Here is a 19,943-nt window from a genome sequence, read left to right on the forward strand (position 1 = left end):
TTAACCCCGGCTCCGCGCCGGTGTAAACGTTTTCCACGCTGATACAGGACTAGTTGTCAACAATGTGTTAATATTGATGTAAATTTATTGTGAAGCATTTTGCTTCCGGGGAAAACCAGGTGAATACACAGCAACTCTCTATCGTACACCGACTGCCGCAAAGCTATCGCTGGCTGGCCGGTTTTGCGGGTTCAAGAGTTGAACCGATTCCGCAAAACGGCGCGCAGAGCGAAAATAGCCTCGTGGCGCTGAAGTTACTCAGCCCGGACGGCGAGAAAGCGTGGCCGGTTATGCATAAGCTTAGCCAGGCGCTCAGCGACATCGAAGTCGATTGCTCCATCGTTGAGTGTGAAGGGGAACCGTGCCTGTTTGTCAACATGCAGGACGAGTTCGCCGCCACCTGTCGTCTGAAAAATTTCGGCGTAGCCATTGCCGAGCCCTTCTCCGGCAACAACCCGTTCTGACCGTCAGCCCAGCGCCAGCAGCTGGCGGGTATACTCCTGCTGCGGAGCGGTAAATACGCGCTCACACTCTCCCTGCTCGACCACCTCTCCTTGCCGCAGCACCATCACCTGATGGCATAGCGTCCGCACGACGCGCAGATCGTGGCTGATAAAAATATAGGCCAGCTGATGCTTTTGCTGTAAAGCTTTCAGCAGGGCTAAGATTTGCGCCTGCACGGTCTTATCCAGCGACGAGGTCGGTTCATCCAGCACGATAAGCTGAGGCTTAACGATCAGCGCCCGGGCGATGGCAATACGCTGCCGCTGGCCGCCGGAAAACTCTGCCGGGTAGCGCAGGCGCGTTTGCGCATCCAGCCCCACCTCTTGCATCACCTGAATGACCGCCCGTTCGCGCTCGGCGGAGGTGAGCGTCGGCTGGTGGACGCGCAGCCCTTCCTCAATAATTTGTAAAACGTTTAGCCGCGGGTTCAGCGACGAGTTCGGATCCTGAAACACGACCTGCATCCGGCGGCGTAGCGGCAGCATCTGTCGACGGCTGCGACCCTGCAGCGTCTGGCCATCAAAGGCAATAATCCCTTCAGAGGCAATCAGGCGCAGCAGCGCCAGCCCGGTGGTGCTTTTGCCGGAACCCGATTCGCCCACCAGGCCCAGAGTTTCCCCCGCGCGTAGCTGAAAGCTCAGGGCGTTAACCACCCGATTATGCTCAACCACCCGGCGCAGAAGGCCTCGGCGAACCGGGAAGGCGACGCTGAGCCCGCTCGCCGCGAGCAGCAGCGGCGCATCGGGCGCCAGCGGAACCGGCAGCCCTGCCGGTTCGCTATCCAGCAGGCGGCGGGTATAGGGATGCTGAGGGGCCGAGAAAAGGGCGCGACAGCCGTTCTGCTCGACACAGCGTCCGTTTTGCATCACCGCCACGCGGTCGGCGAGCTGGCGGACGATGCTCAGGTTATGGGTGATAAACAGCAGCCCCATGTTCAGCTCCTGCTTCAGCTCCCGCAGCAGCTGCAGAATTTGCGCCTGCACCGAGACGTCCAGCGCGGTGGTCGGCTCGTCGGCAATCAGCAGCTCCGGGCGGGTGAGCAGGGCCATGGCGATCATCACCCGCTGGCGCTCGCCGCCGGAAAGCTGATGCGGGTAGTCCGCCAGCCGGCGAGGGGCCTGGCGAATGCCGACGCGCTCCAGGCAGTCGAGAATCTCTCCCCGGGCGGCTTCTTTGCGCATTCCGCGATGCAGAGAGAGCACTTCATAGAGCTGCTTTTCCAGGGTGTGCAGCGGATTGAGTGACACCATCGGCTCCTGAAAAATCATCGCAATACGGTTGCCGCGCACCCCGCGCAGGGTTCGCGCATCGGCATGCAGCAGCGACTGGCCGTGAAAGCGGATATCGCCACTGGGGTAGCTTACCGGCGGCGAGGGGAGCAGGCGCAGCACCGACAGCGCGGAAACGCTCTTGCCGGAGCCGGATTCGCCCACCAGCGCCAGGGTTTCCCCCGCCGCAATGTGCAGCGACAGTTCGCTGACGACGTTCTGGGTTTCGCCCTGCTGGCGAAAGGCGATGGAGAGATTGTCGATTTCTAACAGAGGCTGCGCCATGCTATACCGCCTTACTCGGGTCGAAGGCGTCGCGAACCGCTTCGCCAATGAAAATTAAAAGCGTTAACAGCACCGCGACGGACAAAAAGGCGGCGATCCCCAGCCACGGCGCCTGCAGGTTGTTTTTCCCCTGCAGCAGCAGCTCGCCCAGCGAAGGCGAGCCCAGGGGCAGGCCGAAGCCCAGAAAATCCAGCGAAGTCAGAGTGGTAATCGAGCTGCAGAGAATAAACGGCAGGAAGGTGAGGGTGGCAACCATCGCGTTGGGCAGCATATGGCGCAGGATGATGCTGCGGTCGTTAACGCCCAGCGCCTGCGCCGCGCGGATATAGTCGTAGTTGCGGGTGCGCAGGAACTCGGCGCGCACCACGCCCACCAGCGTCATCCAGCCGAACAGGACGGTAATCGCCAGCAGCCACCAGAAGCCGGGTTGCACGACGCTGGAGAGGAGAATAATCAAAAACAGCGTCGGCATTCCCGACCACACTTCAATAAAGCGCTGCCCCCAGAGATCGATTTTGCCGCCGTAATATCCCTGGATAGCGCCCGCCAGCACGCCGAGCACGCTGGAAAAGAGCGTTAGCAGCAGGCCGAACAGAATGGAGATCCGCGTTCCGTAGAGGATCCGCGCCAGCACGTCGCCGCCGTTGGCGTCGGTGCCGAGCCAGTTTTGCAACGACGGCGGCGAGGGGAAGGGGGATTGGGTCGCAAAGTTGATGGTCGTCGCCCCGAAGCGCACCGGCGCCCACAGCACCCAGCCGTGAGCCTCGAGCTGCTTCTGCAGCCACGGATCCTGATAGTCGGCGGCGGTGGCAAAGTCGCCGCCGAAGGTCTTCTCGCTATATTCTTTTAATAGCGGAACGTACAGGCTGCCGCGGTACTGCACCAGCAGCGGGCGGTCGTTGGCGATCAGCTCCGCGCCGAGGCTGCAGACGAAGAGGATTAAAAACAGCCAAAGCGACCAGTAGCCGCGGCGGTTGTGGCGAAAACGCGCCCAGCGGGCCTGGTTGACGGGACTCAAAAATGACATCAGCGGCCCTCAAAATCGATACGCGGGTCGACCAGCGTGTAGCAGATATCGCTGACGATATTAAGCAGCAGGCCAATCAGCGTAAAAATATACAATGTGCCAAACATCACCGGGTAGTCGCGCGAAACCGTCGCCTCATAGCCCAGCAGCCCGAGGCCGTTGAGGGAGAACATCACCTCAATCAGCAGCGAACCGGTAAAGAACATGCTGATAAACATCGCCGGGAAACCGGCTATAACCAGCAGCATGGCGTTGCGGAACACGTGGCGCCACAAAATCTGCTTTTCACTTACCCCTTTGGCGCGGGCGGTGACCACGTACTGCTTGCGGATCTCATCCAGAAAGCTGTTTTTGGTCAGCATGGTGAGCGCTGCAAAGCCGCCGATCACCGTCGCCAGCACCGGCAACGTAATGTGCCAGAGGTAGTCAAGGATCTTCTGATACCACGGCAGGCTGTCGAAATTGGCGGAGACCAGCCCGCGCAGCGGGAACAGGTCAAAATAGCTGCCGCCGGCGAAAATAACGATCAGCAGAATCGCGAACAGGAATGCCGGGATCGCGTAGCCAATGATAATCAGCGTGCTGCTCCAGATATCAAAATGGCTGCCGTTGCTGACGGCTTTACGGATCCCCAGCGGGATCGACACCAGGTAGATAATCAGCGTACTCCACAGGCCGAGGCTAATGGAGACCGGCATGCTGTTTTTAATCAGCTGCAGCACCGAGGCGCTGCGAAACAGGCTGTCGCCAAAATCAAAGCGCAGGTAGTCGCCGAGCATTTTCAGGTAGCGTTCGTGGATGGGTTTATCAAAGCCGTAGCGATGGGTTATCTCGGCGATGACCTCCGGGTCGAGGCCACGCCCGCCGCGATAGTGGCCCTCGCTGACGTTGCTTACGCCAGTGCGCGCGTGGCTGGCGGCCATTCCGCTGTCGCCCGCGCCCGGCATCCCGCCGTGATTGCCGAACTCAACGGCGGCAATGGCCTGATCGACCGGACCGCCGGGGGCAATCTGGACGATAAAAAAGTTGATCGTAATGATCGCCCACAGGGTGGGGATAATCAGCAGCAGTCGGCGGATCAGGTATGCGCCCATCGTCGTTCCTCAGCGTCTGTCCGCGGGCAGTTTTGCCGCTTTGTTAACGTCATACCACCAGCTGTCAAAGCCGGAGGAGTATACAGGCCGCGTTGACGGGAACGAGAACTTGTCCCAGCGGGCCGTTCTGTCCTGCGCCATATACCACATCGGCAACATGTAGTAGTTCCAGGTGAGCACCCGGTCCAGCGCGCGGCCCAGAGGCAGCAGCTTCTGCTCGTTGCCCTGCCAGCGAATAATCTGCGCGATAAGGCTATCCACGACCGGGCTTTGCACCCCCGGCGCGTTGTAGCTGGAGTGAATATAGGCCGAGTCCCAGGAAACCTGCAGGTCGGTGCCGGGCCACGGCGTCGCCCGCCAGACCATCGGCATCATATCGTAATCCCGGCTGCGGCGGCGATTGCTGTACTGGGAATTATCCACCTGGCGAATATCCATGGTGATGCCGAGACGGCGTAGGTTGTGCTGAAAGGGCAGCACCCAGCGATCGTTACCGCCGGCGGGCAGCAGCAGCTCAAAACGCAGCGGCTTCCCGGTTTTGCCGTTCACCCGGCGCTGGTTTTTCAACACCCATCCGGCCTTGTTGAGCAGGCTGTCCGCCTTTAGCAGATTTGCCCGATCGAAACCGCCGCCGTCGGATTGTGGCGGCTGATAGAGCGCGGTGAAGACCTCGGGCGGAAGATCGTTTTTCATCGGCGTCAGCAGGGCAAGCTCATCGGCATCGGGCGCCGCGCGGGCCGCGTATTCGGTATTCTGGAAGTAGCTGTTGGCGCGGCTGTAGGCGTTGTAAAACAGCGCCTTGTTCATCCATTCAAAATCGAAGGCGAGGGTAATGGCCTCGCGTACCTGACGATCGGCAAAAACCGGGCGCTGAATGTTGAAGGCCAGCCATTGGGTATCCTGCGCCGAGGTATTCTGATACTCATCCTTCACGATGTAGCCGCGCGTAAAGTTGCGTCCCACGTAGCGGGTGGCCCAGTTTTTGGCCATCGTCTCCTCCCGCCGGTCTACCGCCCCCGCCTTAAAGGCCTCAAAGGCGACGTTATCGTCGAGATAGTAGTCGTAGCGTAGCGTATCGAAGTTCCAGCGCCCGCGGTTGACCGCAAGATTGGCCGCCCAGTAGGTTTTAACGCGCGAGTAAACGATGTACTGACCCATCCGCCAGTCGGTAATACGATAGGGGCCGCTGGCCAGCGGCGGGGTGGAGAGCGGGTCGCTGAGCTTGTGATCCCGCCAGAACTTTTCCGGCATGACCGGCAGGGTGAACAGGCTGAGCATGTTCTCTTTGCCCGCCTGGCCGAGCTCGATGCGCACGGTGAGCGGGGCGATGGCCTTGACGCGGGTACCTTTGTAGAACAGGCGAAACTGCGGGACGCCTTCGGTCATAAACTTCTGGAAGGTAAAGGTGACGTCGCTGGCGCGGATCGGCGTGCCGTCATGAAAGCGGGCCTGCGGATTGAGGGTGACCTCAACCCACGAAAAGTCATCGGCGTAGCGCGCCCCGTCGGCGATCAGCGGATAGTAGCTGCCCGCTTCGTCGTCGGAGGTGGTGAACAGCGTATCGTACAGGGCATCGGTACGCACGCCGGGGTTACCGCGCAGCGCGTAGCGGTTGAAGTTGTCGAAGGTGCCAATGGAGGTGAGCGTGATGCCGCCGCCTTTTGGCGCCGCCGGATTGGCGTAGGCGAAATGGCTAAAGCCGTCAGGGTATTTCGGCTCGCCAATAATGGCGAAGCTGTGGCTCTCTTTCACGGCCTGCGCCTGACCGTTAAGGCTGATAAAGGTAATTAATATCAGACAGATACGCGAAAACATAGCCAGGTTGTTATCCTCTGTCGGTGGGCCCAGAGCGGGCCCGTCCATAGATTAAATCATCATCAGCGCTCGGCGGCGGCGAAGTATTTCGCCGGTTCGTCGTGCGCGGTGAGCAGCGTTTCCAGCGGCAGAGGCCGGCTTATCCAGTAGCCCTGCAGGTAGTGCACGCCGTGCTTGCGCAGCCACTCCGCTTGTTCAGGCGTTTCAACCCCTTCGGCAACGGTCAGGAGCTGCAGGCGGCGGCTTAGCGTCAGCACGGCATCAAGCACCGGCGAAGTGACGGTTTCGGTGCCGATAGCCTGCACGAAGCCGCGATCGATTTTCAAAAAGTCGAAGTTGTAGCGTTCAAGATAAATCAGCGCGCTGTGGCCGGTGCCAAAATCATCAATCGCAATTTCAAAGCCCTGTTCGTGCAGCCAGTCAAAGATGGCCAGCGATCGGTTCTTATCGATCATCGCGCGTTCGGTTATCTCCAGCACTACGCTAAAGTGGTTGGCCGGCAGGGCGGCGGCAAACTGCCGTAAATCCGACTTAAAGCTGTCGGCGTGCAGGTGGGCCGGGGAGATATTCAGGCCGAGCTTGCTCCCCGCCGGGAAGATCTTTTGCAGCGTTGGCGCATCGCGCGCGATCAGCGCCAGCAGATGGTGGGTCAGCGGCACGATCATCTGCTGGGTTTCAGCCAGGTTGATAAAGACGTCCGGGGGAATCTCGCCGGCGACCGGATGGCGCCAGCGCATCAGTACCTCAACGCCGCTAATGTGCAGGGTATCGGCTTTGACGACCGGCTGATAGACAATGTAAAACTGGTCGTTCTTTATTCCCATCAGGATTGCTTTTCGCGGATCGGACTTGATCGTTAGCACGTAATAGCCCAGCAGTCCCGCCAGCAGCCCGCATACCACGCCCAACAGCAGGGCGTACTGGGTGTTTTCAGCCAGCCAGCTGTTGGCGTAGAGGTAGACCTTGAGCGGCAGCTCCTTGATCTGCACTGCGCGAATCGGCTCGGAGAGCATCGCTTGCGGGTTAACCAGCCTGTTGCTGAAGGTCGAAATAGCGCTGTTGTTGACCACCAGCGCGATGCCGCTGAAGTCATTTTGCCGGGCGGAATAGAGAATATAGGGCGTCAGGTTGGTATTAATTGACACGAAGATACCGTCGTTACCGCCGTGTGGGCTGCGTACCCACATCGCCAGCGCCGAGCTTTTTGGCATCATCGGCGTACCCGGAAGAATGGCCATATCAACGGGTTTAGTGATATCGAGCTGCGGAATAAGCTGCTCCAGGGGCGTCTTCATGGGGCCGGTTGCCGAGGAGCAAAACGCCTGACCATTTTTAACCAGCAGAAACGCCCGCACGTTTGGGCTGAATGCGGCATGCGCGGTCAGGCCCGACGCGACATTCTCACACTCCCGGTCGACCAGCGGCTGCAGCTCGGCGATGGTCTGATTAAGCTGGTGGAAATACTCATTCAGGTAGACGTTGACGTTATTGATGATGGAGTCAAAGCGTTCAGAGCGGTTGTGGTAGATAACCATAAATTGAATGCTACCGACCAGCAGGGCGACGATAACTCCAATCAGTGTGCTGGCCAGCCAGATTTTACGCCGGGGTGAGAAGTAGCGGGTAAGCATAGGCTATAGTCAGTCCGTGTTTATGAGGCGCGCTAATGGGGTGACAGAAAAACGATTTCACCGTTTCCATTTAAAGACATAGCTTATATTGCGGCTTTGCGAGGCGATGAGCAAAAAAAACACTGCCTTGGCAGTGTTTTTTAATTTCCGTTCGTCAGCCAAGGGAAAACTGACGATGGAAGAGATTACGAACGGCTCAGTACACGGCGCGCTTCGTTATAGCGCTTTTTCCAGTACGGCTCGTTCATGCTGGAGATGGTCACACCGCTGCTGGTGGAAGCATGAACGAACTGGTTGTTGCCGATGTAGATACCCACATGGCGGCCAGTGGAACCCGCTCTGAACAGGACTAAATCACCCGTGCGCAGCTGGGAACGTGAAATCGACTTGCCGGAATCCCGCTGCTCGGAAGTTGAGCGCGGCAGTTCCAGACCAAACTGTTCGCGGAAGGTGCGCTGCACGAATGCCGAACAGTCGATGCCTTTCCGGGTGCTACCGCCAAGGCGGTAACGCACGCCTTTCCAGCTAGCATACTGGTCCATCAAACGGGACTTAACGTCCAGATTGCTAACCATTGTTTCAAATTCATCCTGAGAGGCTTGCAGTGATGATAAATCGCCACTACCCACACCAAGCGTCTCAGAATGCATATTCTTTGCGGTACTACTTGTTGTCGAACTACAGGCAGAGAGCAAAACTGCCACTGCTATCGCGGGAACGACCCGCAGGATATATCTCAAAATCGGCTGAGATTTGACCATGTTGTGTGTTTTCCCTTGTTGTCCTTAACGACAATGTCGTTATAAAAAATGCCAAACGTGTTAGAGCCTAAATACCTGGCAGCAATGAGACAATTCCTTAAATCTAAATTTGTGCAGTAACGCACAATTTAATTCTGATGCCGGTTTTACGTTGCTGGAAAGGCAAAACGAGAATGAGATTACCCTATCAACACTGGGATGGCGAGCGGTTTTGCGAGATTTCTTATAAGAATTTTTGCGACAAAAAGTGAAACATCGGGAAAGGCCAAAATAGCGGCAGAGATGGGTGAAAAATACGCAATTACCTCATTTCTAAGACGATTAATGTGACAGAAAGATGATTGTGGGGATAAAAAAGGCGAAACTTAAAAAAAGGGACCGAGAACGATCCCTTATGGATATTTAATAATATGCGACGGGGATGTTAATTTTTGTGCATTCCAGCGGGCAGGGTCCGGTCGAACCAGGCAATCATTTTGTCGCTCAATGGCGTCAGCAGAACCCAGGGAGCGCCGACCAGCAGCGCGGTTAATGAACCGACGGCAATATCGGTAAACCAGTGGGCGCCAATCATCACTCGCGGGAAGGCAAACACAACGAAAATGGCGAGGGAAATAGCAAACGCCCGACGGCCAAAATAGCGCCACATGAAGGTGGCGAAAATCAGCAGCATCATCCCGTGATCGCCCGGGAAGCTATCCTTTGAGGCATCTTTGGTCGGGAATGAGACCACGTCGCTGACCTTAACGATACCGCTAAACGAGAGCGACGGGCTGGCGCGTTTAACCGGCATCAGATGCTGCGCCAGCTGGTTTATCACCACCGCCGACAGCAGCATGACCAGGCCGATGATGACGATTCGCCGGCGGCCGGCGCTTTGCTCCTTCAGCCAGAAGCTCAGCATCACGGCTCCCATCGCCAGCAGAGAGCAGGCGTCGAAAGCGCGGTTGTTGATAATCGCCAGCAGCCAGGTATAGCCGCGGTTGACGCCGACGTTGTGGTTAAAGAAGTGGAAAATGGCGGAATCCAGCGGAAACCACAGCCCGTGGTTGGCGGGCAGATACCATGATAAAAAAAGCGCAATGCCCGCGGCGTTAAGCAGCAGGATAAGGGGGATTCGGGTTTTATTCATAACGGTCGCATATTGTGTAAAACGGTGGCAAACATAGCTGCCTTAACTTAAACGTAGCCTCAACAGAGCGGCTTGTAGTGCATTCCAGTCCGCCTCGCCGTCGCAGATAAGCTCTATGCGGCTGTCCGGCGGGGCGACGTTCTGCGTTTCAATACTGAGGTCCAGTCCCTGACGGTTAATCCGCACCAGGCCTTCGGCAATACGCATCACGCCCTTCACGCGGCCCACCGGGGCCAGCCGCGCCCACTCCAGCAGGCCAACAGTATCGAAGGTGGTATCGGCGTCAAAAATCCAGCCGCAGGCCTGGTAGCCCTGGCCTGCGTTCAGGCTACGGCGCCAGCGCTGGTGGCCGGGGAGACTCAGCGCCGCGAGGCCCTTTTTCTGCCCGTGGCCGTGCGCATGTTCCGCGCTCTCCGGTAGCGGGCGAAGGTTCAGCCGCGGCAGGTCCAGCAGCGCCGGGTCAATACTTCCCTGGGTGGCGCTGACGTGCAGGCGCTTGCCGGCATACTCCTGCCACCAGACGCTGAAGGCGCGCTCGCTTTCAGCGGTCATCCGGTCGGTTTTATTGCTGATAATGACGTCGGCGGCGGCCAGCTGATCGCGGAAGTTTTCGTTGGCCACCGCTTTCGGATCCAGAAGCTGGCGGGGATCGAGGACGCACAGCGTCGCGCGCAGGTCGATCCACGGCTCGTAGACCGCGGCGGTGAGAATATCGAGGATCTGTTTCGGGTGACCGAGCCCGGTTGGCTCAATCAGCAGCCGGTCCGGCTTCCCCTGGCGCAGCAGGGTATTCAGCCCGACCTGCATTGGCAGGCCGTTGACACAGCACATGCAGCCGCCGGGAATTTCTTTGAGTAATGCGCCGCTATCGGCCAGCAGAGCGCCGTCGATGCCCACTTCGCCAAACTCATTGACCAGTACGGCCCATTTTTCATCTGCAGGCTTGTGGGCCAGCAGATGAAGAATCGAGGTCGTTTTACCGCTGCCGAGAAACCCCGTGATCAAGTTTGTTTTGGTCACATTTTCTCCAGGATAGAAATGTAATGTTGTAACAGTTGAGACTATCCTGACGAAAAAAAGGGGAAAAGAGAAGGGTTAGGGCGGACAGAAAATATTTCTGTCCGTTAAACAGCAGAAATTGTTAAGAATCCAGCGCGGCAGCGATGGCTTGGCGTGCACCCAGCGATAAGAGCTGGCGCCAGGCCGAGGTCACGTTGGCGACAAATTCGACGCTGTGAGGAAGGTCGTTGCCAAAAATCTCTTCGAGGGAGAGCAGGGCGCTGACCCGCTCTTGCTCATTGCTGCCGGCGACAAGGACGTGGATTTTCTCCGCCAGCGGGTCGCGAACGTCAATCGGCTGGCCGGCATCGTCCACGCCGCTGACGTAGCGCATCCAGCCGGCGACGCCAAGCGCCAGCAGCGGCCAGCGGCTGCCGCGAGCGAGGTGCACCCGGATGCCGTCAAGCATGCGCTGCGGAAGCTTCTGGCTGCCGTCCATTGCGATCTGCCAGGTGCGATGCTTTAACGCCGGGTTGCTGAAGCGCTCGAGAAGACCGTCGGCATAGCCCGTCAGATCGACGCCTTCAATAGAGAGCGTCGGCGCCTGTTCATCGAGCATCAGCCGGCGCGCGGCGGCGCGCAGCACCTCATCCCGCATGCAGTCGCTGATATGCGCATTGCCCGCAAGGTAGCCGAGCCACGCGAGGAAAGAGTGGCTGCCGTTGAGCATTCGCAGCTTCATCTGCTCCCAGGGCAGCACGTTGTCGGTCATCTGCACGCCGACGGTTTCCCACGCCGGGCGGCCGGCGACAAAGTTATCTTCAACCACCCACTGAATAAACGGCTCGCAGCTGATGGCGCAGGGATCTTCGACGCCCAGCGCGGCGCTGATTTCCGCCAGCGACTCGTCGGTGGCGGCGGGAACGATGCGGTCGACCATCGTGCCGGGGAAGCTGACTCGTTCAGCAATCCACTGCGCCAGCTCCGGACAGCGTTTCTGTGCCATTCCCAGCACGGCGTTTTTCACCACGTGGCCATTGTCGGGAATGTTATCGCAGGAGAGCACGGTAAACGGCGGCAGGCGGCGCTCACGACGGCGGGCAAGCGCCTCGACCAAAATGCCCGGCACCGACTGCGGTAGCGTCGGGTTATCCAGATCGTGCACGATGCGCGGCTGTTTGACATCCAGCAACCCGCTTGCCGGGTCGATGCAGTAGCCTTTTTCAGTAATCGTCAGAGAGACGATGGCGACCTGCGGTTCGCAAAACTTCTCGATTATCGCCGGGAGCGAATCGAGTTTAGCGTTCAGGCACTCGTGCACCGCGCCGACCACGATAGCCTTATTGCCCTGCGCCCCTTTCTCCAGCACGGTAAACAGGTGATCCTGCTGGCGGAGCTGGCTCATCAGCCGATCGCCGCTGAACAGACTTATTTCGCAGATCCCCCAGTCGCCGCCGCTGTTGTTGAGCACCCGGTCGGTAAGCAGCGCCTGGTGCGCGCGATGAAAGGCGCCAAACCCAAAGTGCACAATACGCGAGCGCAGCTGGCTGCGATCGTAGCGGGGAAGCTGTACGTCTTCCGGTAGCGTAGCTGTAGCAATAGTCGTCATTCTTTACACACCTGATTAACCAATGATTAACACGGTCAGTGTAAAGTTATATGACAACAAATTAAATTGGTGAGCCGTATTTATACGCTTAGTGTGAGCTGGATCAATCAATTCAGCGGGATAAATTGACCCTCCTGCGGAAGCCTGTATGGTAGTCGTCATTGATGTTCGCGTTATTGGTATAACAACTTTGAAGGGGTATAGCGATGGAGCAAACCTGGCGTTGGTACGGACCGAACGATCCGGTATCGCTTGATGATGTACGACAGGCCGGCGCGACGGGCGTGGTTACCGCGTTGCACCATATTCCGAACGGGCAGGTATGGCCCGTTGAAGATATCAAGCAGCGTCAGGCGCTGCTGGCGGAAAAAGGGTTGACGTGGTCGGTGGTCGAAAGCATCCCGGTGCATGAAGAGATCAAGACCCATAGCGGGCAATATGCGACCTGGATTGCCAACTACCAGCAGAGCATCCGCAACCTGGCGGCCTGCGGGATCGATACCGTCTGCTACAACTTTATGCCGATCCTCGACTGGACGCGTACCGATCTGGAGTATCAGCTAGCGGACGGCTCGAAGGCGCTGCGTTTTGATCACATCGCTTTTGCCGCCTTTGAGCTGCATATCCTGCAGCGCGCCGGTGCGGAGGCCGACTACAGCGAAGAGGAGCAGCGCCAGGCGCAGGCCTGTTTTACGGCGATGAGCGCTGCGGAAGTTGAAAAGCTGACCCGCAATATTATTGCCGGCCTGCCGGGAGCCGAAGAGGGCTACACCCTCGATCAGTTCCGCGCGCGCCTGGCCGAATATGACCATATTAATAAAGCGCAGCTGCGTGAAAATATGGCCGTCTTCCTGCGCGCCATCGTGCCGGTATGTGAAGAGGTGGGCGTGCGCCTGGCCGTTCACCCGGACGATCCGCCGCGTCCAATTCTGGGCCTGCCGCGCATCGTGTCGACCATCGAGGATATGCAGTGGCTGAAAGAGGTTGTTGATAGCATTAACAACGGTTTTACCATGTGTACCGGCTCCTACGGCGTGCGCGCCGACAACGACCTGGTGAAGATGGTGGAAACCTTCGGCGATCGTATTCACTTCACCCATCTGCGATCGACCTGCCGCGAAGAGAACCCGAAAACCTTCCACGAGGCGGCGCACCTGAACGGCGACGTCAATATGGTAGCGGTGGTGAATGCTATCCTGAGCGAAGAGCTGCGCCGCAAGCGCGCCGGCGATCTGCGGCCGATCCCGTTCCGCCCGGATCATGGTCACCAGATGCTGGACGATCTGCGTAAGAAAACCAACCCGGGATATTCGGCGATCGGTCGCCTGAAGGGGATGGCGGAAGTGCGCGGCGTTGAGCTGGCGCTGAAGATGACGAAATACCCGGAACTGCTGTAGGTCACAGAGTTCGTCGGATAATAAAATGCCCGTCAGCGGCGATGCTGACGGGCATTTTTGCGTTGATTATCGGAGATTAAGCCGCCGTTCGATTAGTCGGCACGGCCCATATAGCGGCTCTCTTCGATATGGATACGAATGCGTTCGCCCGAGCTCAGGTATTCAGGAACCTGCACCACAAGGCCGGTGCTCAGGGTTGCCGGTTTGTTGCGCGCGCTGGCGGATGCGCCCTTGATGCCCGGCGCAGTTTCGACAATTTCCAGATCGACGGTCTGCGGCAGCTCCAGCGCCAGCAGCTGGCCGTCCCAGGTCAGAACCTGCATGTCCGGCATGCCGCCTTCCGGAATAAACAGCAGCTCTTCTTCAATCTGCTCTTTGGTGAAGATATACGGGGTGTAATCTTCTTTATCCATAAACACGTATTCGTTGCCATCGACGTAGGAGAAGTCAACGTAGCGGCGGGTCAGGGTCACGGTATCGACAATGTCGTCGCCCTTAAAGCGTTCTTCAACCTTCAGACCGGTACGTACGTCAGCGAAACGCATTTTGTACAGCGTTGCTGCGCCACGGGCGCTCGGTGACTGAATATCAATGTTTTTAACAATCAGCAGCTTGCCGTTGTAATTCAGCACCATACCTTTTTTAATTTCATTCGCTCTTGGCATTGCGGTAATCCTGTAACTTAAAGGGTCAAAATATCGCGTAAAACTACTCGCGCCGGGCCTTTCAGGCAAGTGGAATTCGCGCGTTTTGCTATCCTGGGATAAAACGTTTAGGCTGAGCCTGAAAAAGCACCGTTAAGAGAACCATCTATGGAATGTCGTATTGACTGCGGTGCCTGCTGTATCGCTCCTTCCATCTCATCCCCGATCCCCGGCATGCCTGACGGCAAACCCGCGAACACGCGATGCGTACAGCTGTCTGCGGGCAACCTGTGCAATATCTTTGGCTCCCCGCTGCGCCCCAAAGTTTGCGGCAGCCTGCAGCCAGAGCGCGAGATGTGCGGAACCCGGCGCGATGAGGCACTGGCGTACCTTATTCATCTCGAACGGCTCACCGCCGGCTAACGGCGCCGTTCTATCTCTGCGGCTTAAATATCCCTGATGCGCCACAGGCACAGCTGGGCGATCGCTCCCATGCCGAGCGCGATCCAGAATACCGCGTGATAGCTCCAGATCTCGGCGACCACGCCGGCCAGCGACCCGGAAATAATCCAGCCGACGCGGATGGTATTCGCATACAGCGTGGTCGCCGCCCCCGCCTGACCCGGCATTAAATCCTGAAAATAGAGCATGCCAATTCCCGCGAGGATGCCAATAAAAATGGCGTTCAGCAGCTGTAACGCCAGCAGCAGCCCGGGCGTGTGAGCCAGTAGCATGCCGACGTAAAACAGCAGCCCGGCGACGGCGGCGACGCGCATCAGAAAACGCTTGCCGAAACGGCGGGCGTAATAGCCGGCGATCAGCATCGTCGGAATTTCAAGGCCGGCCGCGGCACCCATCATTAATCCCGCCAGCTTCTCCGGCAGGTGCAGCTCATTAATGATATAGAGCGGCATATTAATAATGTAGAGGCTGTTGATCCCCCACATCAGCGTGCAGACGCTGAACAGCAGCAGCGCGTCGCGACGATGGGTGCGCGGAGCCTCCAGCTGGCCCGACGCCGCCCTCGGCTCTTTGCGCATGCTGGGCAGAAAGAACCACACTATCGCCCCGCAGAATACGAAGGCGACGGCGGCGCTGAGGTACATCACGGTAAAGCCGAAGCCCATCGCCAGCGCGTAGGCCAGCGGCGGGCCGATCACCCACGCCAGCGACACCTGGGCGCGCAGAATCGAGCTGAACATCACCGCCTCGCGGCCGGTTTTATCCGCATGCTCGCGGGCAAGGGCGAACATCTGCGGGTTGGCGGTGGAGCCGAAGCTGCTGAGGAATACCCCGACGAAAAGCAGAACAAAGTAGCTGCGGTTCCACGCAAACAGCAGGCAGGCCAGCACGCCCAGCAGGCAGCAGAAGACGATCAGCTGCTTACGATCCCCGCGGCGGTCCGAGCGGCCGGCGAGAAACTGGCTTACCAGAATGCCGATGACCGCGCTGCCGGTAAAAAAGAAGCCGACCATCGCCGGGCGCACGTGCACTTCATTGGTCAAAAACAGGCTCAGGGTGGGCGTTTGCAACGCGCCGGCAATCCCGGTCAGAAAAGCGACTATCAGGAAGGCGGAAGAGGTTAAATCGAACCCGCGTCGGGGAAGGGCGGCGCTACTGTTTTGCATGTGCGGTTATCTGTGGTTTCAGGAGTCGCGGAGTTTACGCCGCCCGTCAGAAAATGAACAGTAGTGTGGCGCTAATAAATCAAAAAGGCGTTTCAAAATATTGCGTTCAGCAAAATGCTGAAGCTGAGGCCGTTCTTGCGATACGGCTTCAGCAAAAATGTGCGTTATCTCTAACTTCTGTTATCAAGCTGATAACTTATCTTGCGCGGTGATTAAGAAAGGTACAGACTAATTGAAACGTTTCAGCGTCATCAGGGTTTTCTTCAGCAGCACGGTGACGCATTTTTTCACCATGTTGCTGAAACGATTCAACTCAGCAGGAGAGGAGATCCATGTTCCAGTTATCTGTGCAGGATATTCATCCCGGCCAGCAGGCCGGTAATAAAGAAGAGGCAATTCGTCAGGTTGCTTCTGCGCTGGTAAGCGCAGGCAACGTGGCGGAGGGCTACGTTAACGGGATGCTGGCGCGCGAGCAGCAGACCTCTACTTTCCTTGGTAATGGGATTGCAATTCCGCACGGTACCACCGACACGCGCGATCAGGTGCTGAAAACCGGCGTTCAGGTCTATCAGTTCCCGCAGGGCGTGACCTGGGGGGAAGGGCAGACGGCCTATGTTGCCATTGGTATCGCCGCCAGTTCTGATGAACATCTCGGGCTGCTGCGTCAGCTGACGCATGTGCTAAGCGATGATTCTGTCGCCGAGCAGCTCAGGTCGGCTATCACGGCGGAAGAGCTGCGCGCCCTGCTGATGGGTGAAAAGCAGAGCGAGATGCTGAAGCTCGATAACGATACGCTGAGCCTTGATATCGCAGCCAGCGATCTGCTGACCCTGCAGGCGCTGAACGCCGCGCGGCTGAAAGAGGCCGGCGCCGTTGACGCCGCGTTTGTCAGCCGCACCATTAACGATAAGCCGCTGAACCTGGGTCAGGGTATCTGGCTGAACGACAGCGCGGAAGGCAACCTGCGCAGCGCCGTTGCCGTGAGCCGCGCCGCCAGCGCATTTACCGCCGATGACCAGCCGGTCTCGCTGCTGATTACCGTCGCGATGGCCGACGAGCAGCCGACCGCGGTGCTCAGTCGCCTGAGCAATCTGCTGATTGATAAAAAAGCTGACCGTCTGCTGAAGGCCGACAGCGCCACGCTGCTGGCGCTGCTGACCAGCGATGATGCGATTGCCGAGGACGTGCTGAGCGCTGAATTTGTCGTGCGCAACGAGCACGGGCTGCACGCGCGTCCGGGCACTATGCTGGTTAATACCATCAAACAATTTTCCAGCGACATTACCGTCACCAACCTCGACGGTTCCGGCAAGCCGGCCAACGGCCGCAGCCTGATGAAGGTCGTGGCGCTGGGCGTGAAAAAAGGTCACCGTCTGCGCTTTACCGCCCAGGGTGAAGATGCGCAACAGGCGCTGGATGCGATTGGCGAAGCTATCGCCGCAGGCCTTGGGGAGGGCGCATAAATGAGCAGACGTGTAGCAACGATTACTTTAAACCCGGCATACGATCTGGTGGGCTTCACCCCGGAAGTTGAGCGCGGCGAAGTCAACCTCGTCCGTACCACCGGCCTGCACGCGGCCGGAAAAGGCATCAACGTCGCCAAGGTTCTGAAAGACCTCGGTATTGACGTCACCGTCGGCGGCTTCCTCGGCAAAGATAACCAGGATGGTTTTCAGCAGCTGTTTAGCGAGCTGGGAATTGCCAACCGTTTTCAGGTTGTGCAGGGCCGTACCCGCATTAACGTCAAGCTGACGGAAAAAGACGGCGAAGTCACCGACTTTAACTTCTCCGGCTTCGAGGTCACTCAGGGGGACTGGGAGCGCTTCGTCAATGATTCCCTGAGCTGGCTGGGTCAGTTCGATATGGTTTGCGTCAGCGGCAGCCTGCCGTCAGGCGTCAGCCCTGAGGCCTTCACCGAATGGATGATTCGCCTGCGCAGCCAGTGCCCGTGCATTATTTTCGATAGCAGCCGCGAAGCGCTGGTTGCCGGCCTGAAGGCGGCACCGTGGTTAGTGAAGCCAAACCGCCGCGAGCTGGAGATTTGGGCCGGCCGTAAGCTGCCTGAAATGAAAGACGTGATTGACGCCGCCCACGCGCTGCGCGAGCAGGGGATTGCCCACGTGGTTATCTCGCTGGGTGAAGAGGGCGCGCTGTGGGTTAACGCCTCCGGCGAATGGATTGCCAAGCCGCCTTCAGTCGAAGTGGTCAGCACCGTTGGCGCCGGCGATTCTATGGTTGGCGGCCTGATTTACGGCCTGCTGATGCGTGAATCCAGCGAGCATACTCTGCGCCTGGCCACGGCCGTTGCGGCCCTGGCGGTGAGCCAGAGCAATGTTGGTATTACCGATCGTACCCAGTTGGCTGCAATGATGGCCCGCGTCGACTTACAACCGTTTAACTGACAGCAGGAGAGGCATAATGAAAACGCTGCTGATTATTGATGCCGGACTCGGACAGGCTCGCGCCTATATGGCGAAAACCCTGCTGGGCACCGCGGCGCAAAAAGCGCAACTCGAACTGATTGATAACCCGAACGATGCGGAGCTGGCTATCGTCCTCGGCTCAACGCTGCCTGCTGACAGCGCGCTGAACGGTAAAAAGGTGTACCTCGGTGATATTAACCGCGCCGTTGCCCACCCGGAGCTGTTCCTCGGCGAGGCGAAAAGCCATGCCACACCTTACGCCGCGCCGGCTGCGGCGCCCGCTGCGGCCAGCGGCCCGAAACGCATTGTCGCCGTGACCGCCTGCCCAACCGGCGTGGCGCATACCTTTATGGCCGCAGAGGCTATCGAAACCGAAGCGAAAAAACGCGGCTGGTGGGTGAAAGTTGAAACGCGCGGCTCCGTGGGCGCAGGCAATGCAATCACTCCGGAAGAAGTTGAACTGGCTGATCTGGTGGTTGTGGCTGCCGATATCGAAGTGGATCTGGCGAAATTCGCCGGTAAGCCGATGTATCGCACCACTACCGGTCTGGCGCTGAAGAAAACCGCTCAGGAGCTGGATAAAGCCGTTGTTGAAGCGAAACCGTATCAGCCTGCGGGTAAATCCCAGGCCGCGGCGGAAGGCAAAAAAGAGTCCGCTGGCGCCTATCGCCACCTGCTGACCGGCGTGTCGTACATGCTGCCGATGGTGGTCGCGGGCGGTCTGTGTATCGCGCTCTCCTTCGCTTTTGGTATTAAAGCCTTTGAAGTGAAGGATACGCTGGCGGCGGCGCTGATGCAAATCGGTGGGGGCTCAGCCTTCGCGCTGATGGTACCGGTACTGGCGGGCTTTATCGCCTTCTCCATCGCTGACCGTCCGGGCCTGACGCCGGGTCTTATCGGCGGTATGCTGGCGGTAAGCACCGGGTCCGGCTTCATCGGCGGTATCATCGCTGGTTTCCTTGCCGGTTACGTGGCGAAAGCGATCAGTACGAAGCTGAAACTGCCGCAAAGTATGGAGGCGCTAAAGCCAATCCTGATCATTCCTCTGGTTTCCAGCCTGATCGTAGGTCTGGCGATGATTTACCTGATTGGTAAACCTGTTGCCGGGATCCTCGAAGCGTTGACCCACTGGTTGCAAACCATGGGCACGGCAAACGCGGTTCTGCTCGGTGCGATCCTCGGCGGTATGATGTGTACCGACATGGGCGGTCCGGTGAACAAAGCGGCGTACGCCTTTGGCGTCGGGCTGCTGAGTACCCAGACCTACGCGCCGATGGCGGCAATTATGGCGGCGGGTATGGTTCCACCGCTGGCGATGGGTATCGCCACGCTGGTTGCGCGCAACAAGTTTGACAAAGGCCAGCGCGAAGGCGGTAAGGCGGCCCTGGTTCTCGGACTGTGCTTCATCACCGAAGGGGCGATTCCGTTCGCCGCCCGTGATCCGATGCGTGTTCTGCCATGCTGTATCGTTGGCGGTGCAGTCACCGGTGCGATGTCCATGGCGGTCGGTGCTAAGCTGATGGCGCCGCACGGCGGTCTGTTCGTCCTGCTGATTCCTGGCGCGATTACGCCGGTTCTCGGTTATCTGATGGCGATTGTCGTTGGTACGCTGGTCGCAGGGCTCTCCTACGCGATGCTGAAACGCCCTGAAGTTCAGGTAGTAGAAAAAGCAGCCTGATCGACCCATTAAATCGTTCTCAAGGGCAGAGTCTTCTCTGCCCTTTTT

17 protein-coding genes are annotated in these 19,943 nt (G+C 58.4%); 6 read left to right on the top strand and 11 right to left on the bottom strand.

Translation table 11 applies throughout. From position 1 onward, the window contains the following. Positions 1 to 119: 119 nt before the first annotated feature. Positions 120 to 464 (top strand): YejG family protein, encoded by a 345-nt coding sequence (locus tag GVK32_RS12240; RefSeq protein ID WP_041147706.1) that lies wholly within the window; start codon positions 120 to 122, stop codon positions 462 to 464. Positions 465 to 467: 3 nt separating this feature from the next. On the opposite strand, the gene yejF is transcribed toward GVK32_RS12240, so the two are convergent. The 9 genes from yejF to GVK32_RS12285 form a co-directional block, all read right to left on the bottom strand. After that, a complete protein-coding gene (gene yejF / locus GVK32_RS12245) occupies positions 468 to 2,057 on the bottom strand; it encodes a microcin C ABC transporter ATP-binding protein YejF (RefSeq protein ID WP_159866047.1) in 1,590 nt (529 codons plus the stop codon). A gap of 1 nt (position 2,058) precedes the next feature. Further along, the gene (locus tag GVK32_RS12250) at positions 2,059 to 3,084 is read right to left on the bottom strand and encodes a microcin C ABC transporter permease (protein ID WP_159866050.1); all 1,026 of its coding nucleotides are present in this window, start codon (positions 3,082 to 3,084) and stop codon (positions 2,059 to 2,061) included. Continuing rightward, entirely contained in the window at positions 3,084 to 4,178 is a 1,095-nt protein-coding gene (locus GVK32_RS12255; RefSeq protein WP_159236727.1) for a microcin C ABC transporter permease YejB, read from the bottom strand. The genes GVK32_RS12250 and GVK32_RS12255 overlap by 1 nt, the downstream gene beginning before the upstream one ends. A 9-nt stretch (positions 4,179 to 4,187) precedes the next feature. Beyond that, positions 4,188 to 5,993: an extracellular solute-binding protein gene (locus GVK32_RS12260; protein ID WP_159866053.1), complete on the bottom strand. Its 1,806-nt coding sequence runs from the start codon at positions 5,991 to 5,993 to the stop codon at positions 4,188 to 4,190. Between the two features lie 62 nt (positions 5,994 to 6,055). Beyond that, the gene (locus tag GVK32_RS12265; protein WP_159866055.1) at positions 6,056 to 7,624 is read right to left on the bottom strand and encodes a cyclic di-GMP phosphodiesterase; all 1,569 of its coding nucleotides are present in this window, start codon (positions 7,622 to 7,624) and stop codon (positions 6,056 to 6,058) included. 185 nt (positions 7,625 to 7,809) lie between these two features. Further along, on the bottom strand, positions 7,810 to 8,385 hold the full coding sequence (gene mepS / locus GVK32_RS12270) for a bifunctional murein DD-endopeptidase/murein LD-carboxypeptidase (RefSeq protein WP_159866058.1): 576 nt from the start codon (positions 8,383 to 8,385) through the stop codon (positions 7,810 to 7,812). A 424-nt stretch (positions 8,386 to 8,809) separates the two neighbouring features. Continuing rightward, complete coding sequence (locus tag GVK32_RS12275; protein ID WP_159866061.1) at positions 8,810 to 9,517, bottom strand: phosphatase PAP2 family protein; 708 nt, start codon at positions 9,515 to 9,517, stop codon at positions 8,810 to 8,812. A 42-nt stretch (positions 9,518 to 9,559) separates the two neighbouring features. Next, the gene (locus GVK32_RS12280) at positions 9,560 to 10,537 is read right to left on the bottom strand and encodes a GTP-binding protein (protein ID WP_159866064.1); all 978 of its coding nucleotides are present in this window, start codon (positions 10,535 to 10,537) and stop codon (positions 9,560 to 9,562) included. 121 nt (positions 10,538 to 10,658) lie between these two features. Continuing rightward, positions 10,659 to 12,125 carry a mannitol dehydrogenase family protein gene (locus GVK32_RS12285; protein WP_159866067.1) on the bottom strand — a complete coding sequence of 489 codons (1,467 nt, stop codon included), beginning with the start codon at positions 12,123 to 12,125 and terminating at the stop codon, positions 10,659 to 10,661. Positions 12,126 to 12,331: 206 nt separating this feature from the next. On the opposite strand from GVK32_RS12285, the gene uxuA reads away from it, so the two are divergent. After that, entirely contained in the window at positions 12,332 to 13,522 is a 1,191-nt protein-coding gene (uxuA, locus tag GVK32_RS12290; protein WP_159866070.1) for a mannonate dehydratase, read from the top strand. A gap of 92 nt (positions 13,523 to 13,614) precedes the next feature. On the opposite strand, the gene yeiP is transcribed toward uxuA, so the two are convergent. Beyond that, complete coding sequence (gene yeiP, locus GVK32_RS12295) at positions 13,615 to 14,187, bottom strand: elongation factor P-like protein YeiP (RefSeq protein WP_041146493.1); 573 nt, start codon at positions 14,185 to 14,187, stop codon at positions 13,615 to 13,617. 147 nt (positions 14,188 to 14,334) lie between these two features. Between yeiP and GVK32_RS12300 the strand changes: the two genes are divergently transcribed. After that, positions 14,335 to 14,589: a YkgJ family cysteine cluster protein gene (locus tag GVK32_RS12300; protein ID WP_159866073.1), complete on the top strand. Its 255-nt coding sequence runs from the start codon at positions 14,335 to 14,337 to the stop codon at positions 14,587 to 14,589. A 23-nt stretch (positions 14,590 to 14,612) separates the two neighbouring features. Here the strand turns inward: GVK32_RS12300 and setB are convergent, their stop codons facing one another. Next, complete coding sequence (gene setB, locus GVK32_RS12305) at positions 14,613 to 15,794, bottom strand: sugar efflux transporter SetB (protein ID WP_159866076.1); 1,182 nt, start codon at positions 15,792 to 15,794, stop codon at positions 14,613 to 14,615. A gap of 332 nt (positions 15,795 to 16,126) precedes the next feature. On the opposite strand from setB, the gene fruB reads away from it, so the two are divergent. From fruB to fruA, 3 genes are read left to right on the top strand one after another with little or no spacing between them, the layout of a single operon-like run. After that, positions 16,127 to 17,257: a fused PTS fructose transporter subunit IIA/HPr protein gene (gene fruB, locus GVK32_RS12310; protein ID WP_159866079.1), complete on the top strand. Its 1,131-nt coding sequence runs from the start codon at positions 16,127 to 16,129 to the stop codon at positions 17,255 to 17,257. Next, positions 17,258 to 18,196: a 1-phosphofructokinase gene (gene fruK, locus GVK32_RS12315; RefSeq protein ID WP_041146489.1), complete on the top strand. Its 939-nt coding sequence runs from the start codon at positions 17,258 to 17,260 to the stop codon at positions 18,194 to 18,196. Positions 18,197 to 18,212: 16 nt separating this feature from the next. Beyond that, the gene (gene fruA / locus GVK32_RS12320) at positions 18,213 to 19,895 is read left to right on the top strand and encodes a PTS fructose transporter subunit IIBC (protein ID WP_159866082.1); all 1,683 of its coding nucleotides are present in this window, start codon (positions 18,213 to 18,215) and stop codon (positions 19,893 to 19,895) included. The last annotated feature ends 48 nt before the right edge of the window (positions 19,896 to 19,943 follow it).

Source organism: Klebsiella sp. 18074 (assembly GCF_902705905.1).
Lineage (GTDB): Bacteria > Pseudomonadota > Gammaproteobacteria > Enterobacterales > Enterobacteriaceae > Klebsiella > Klebsiella terrigena.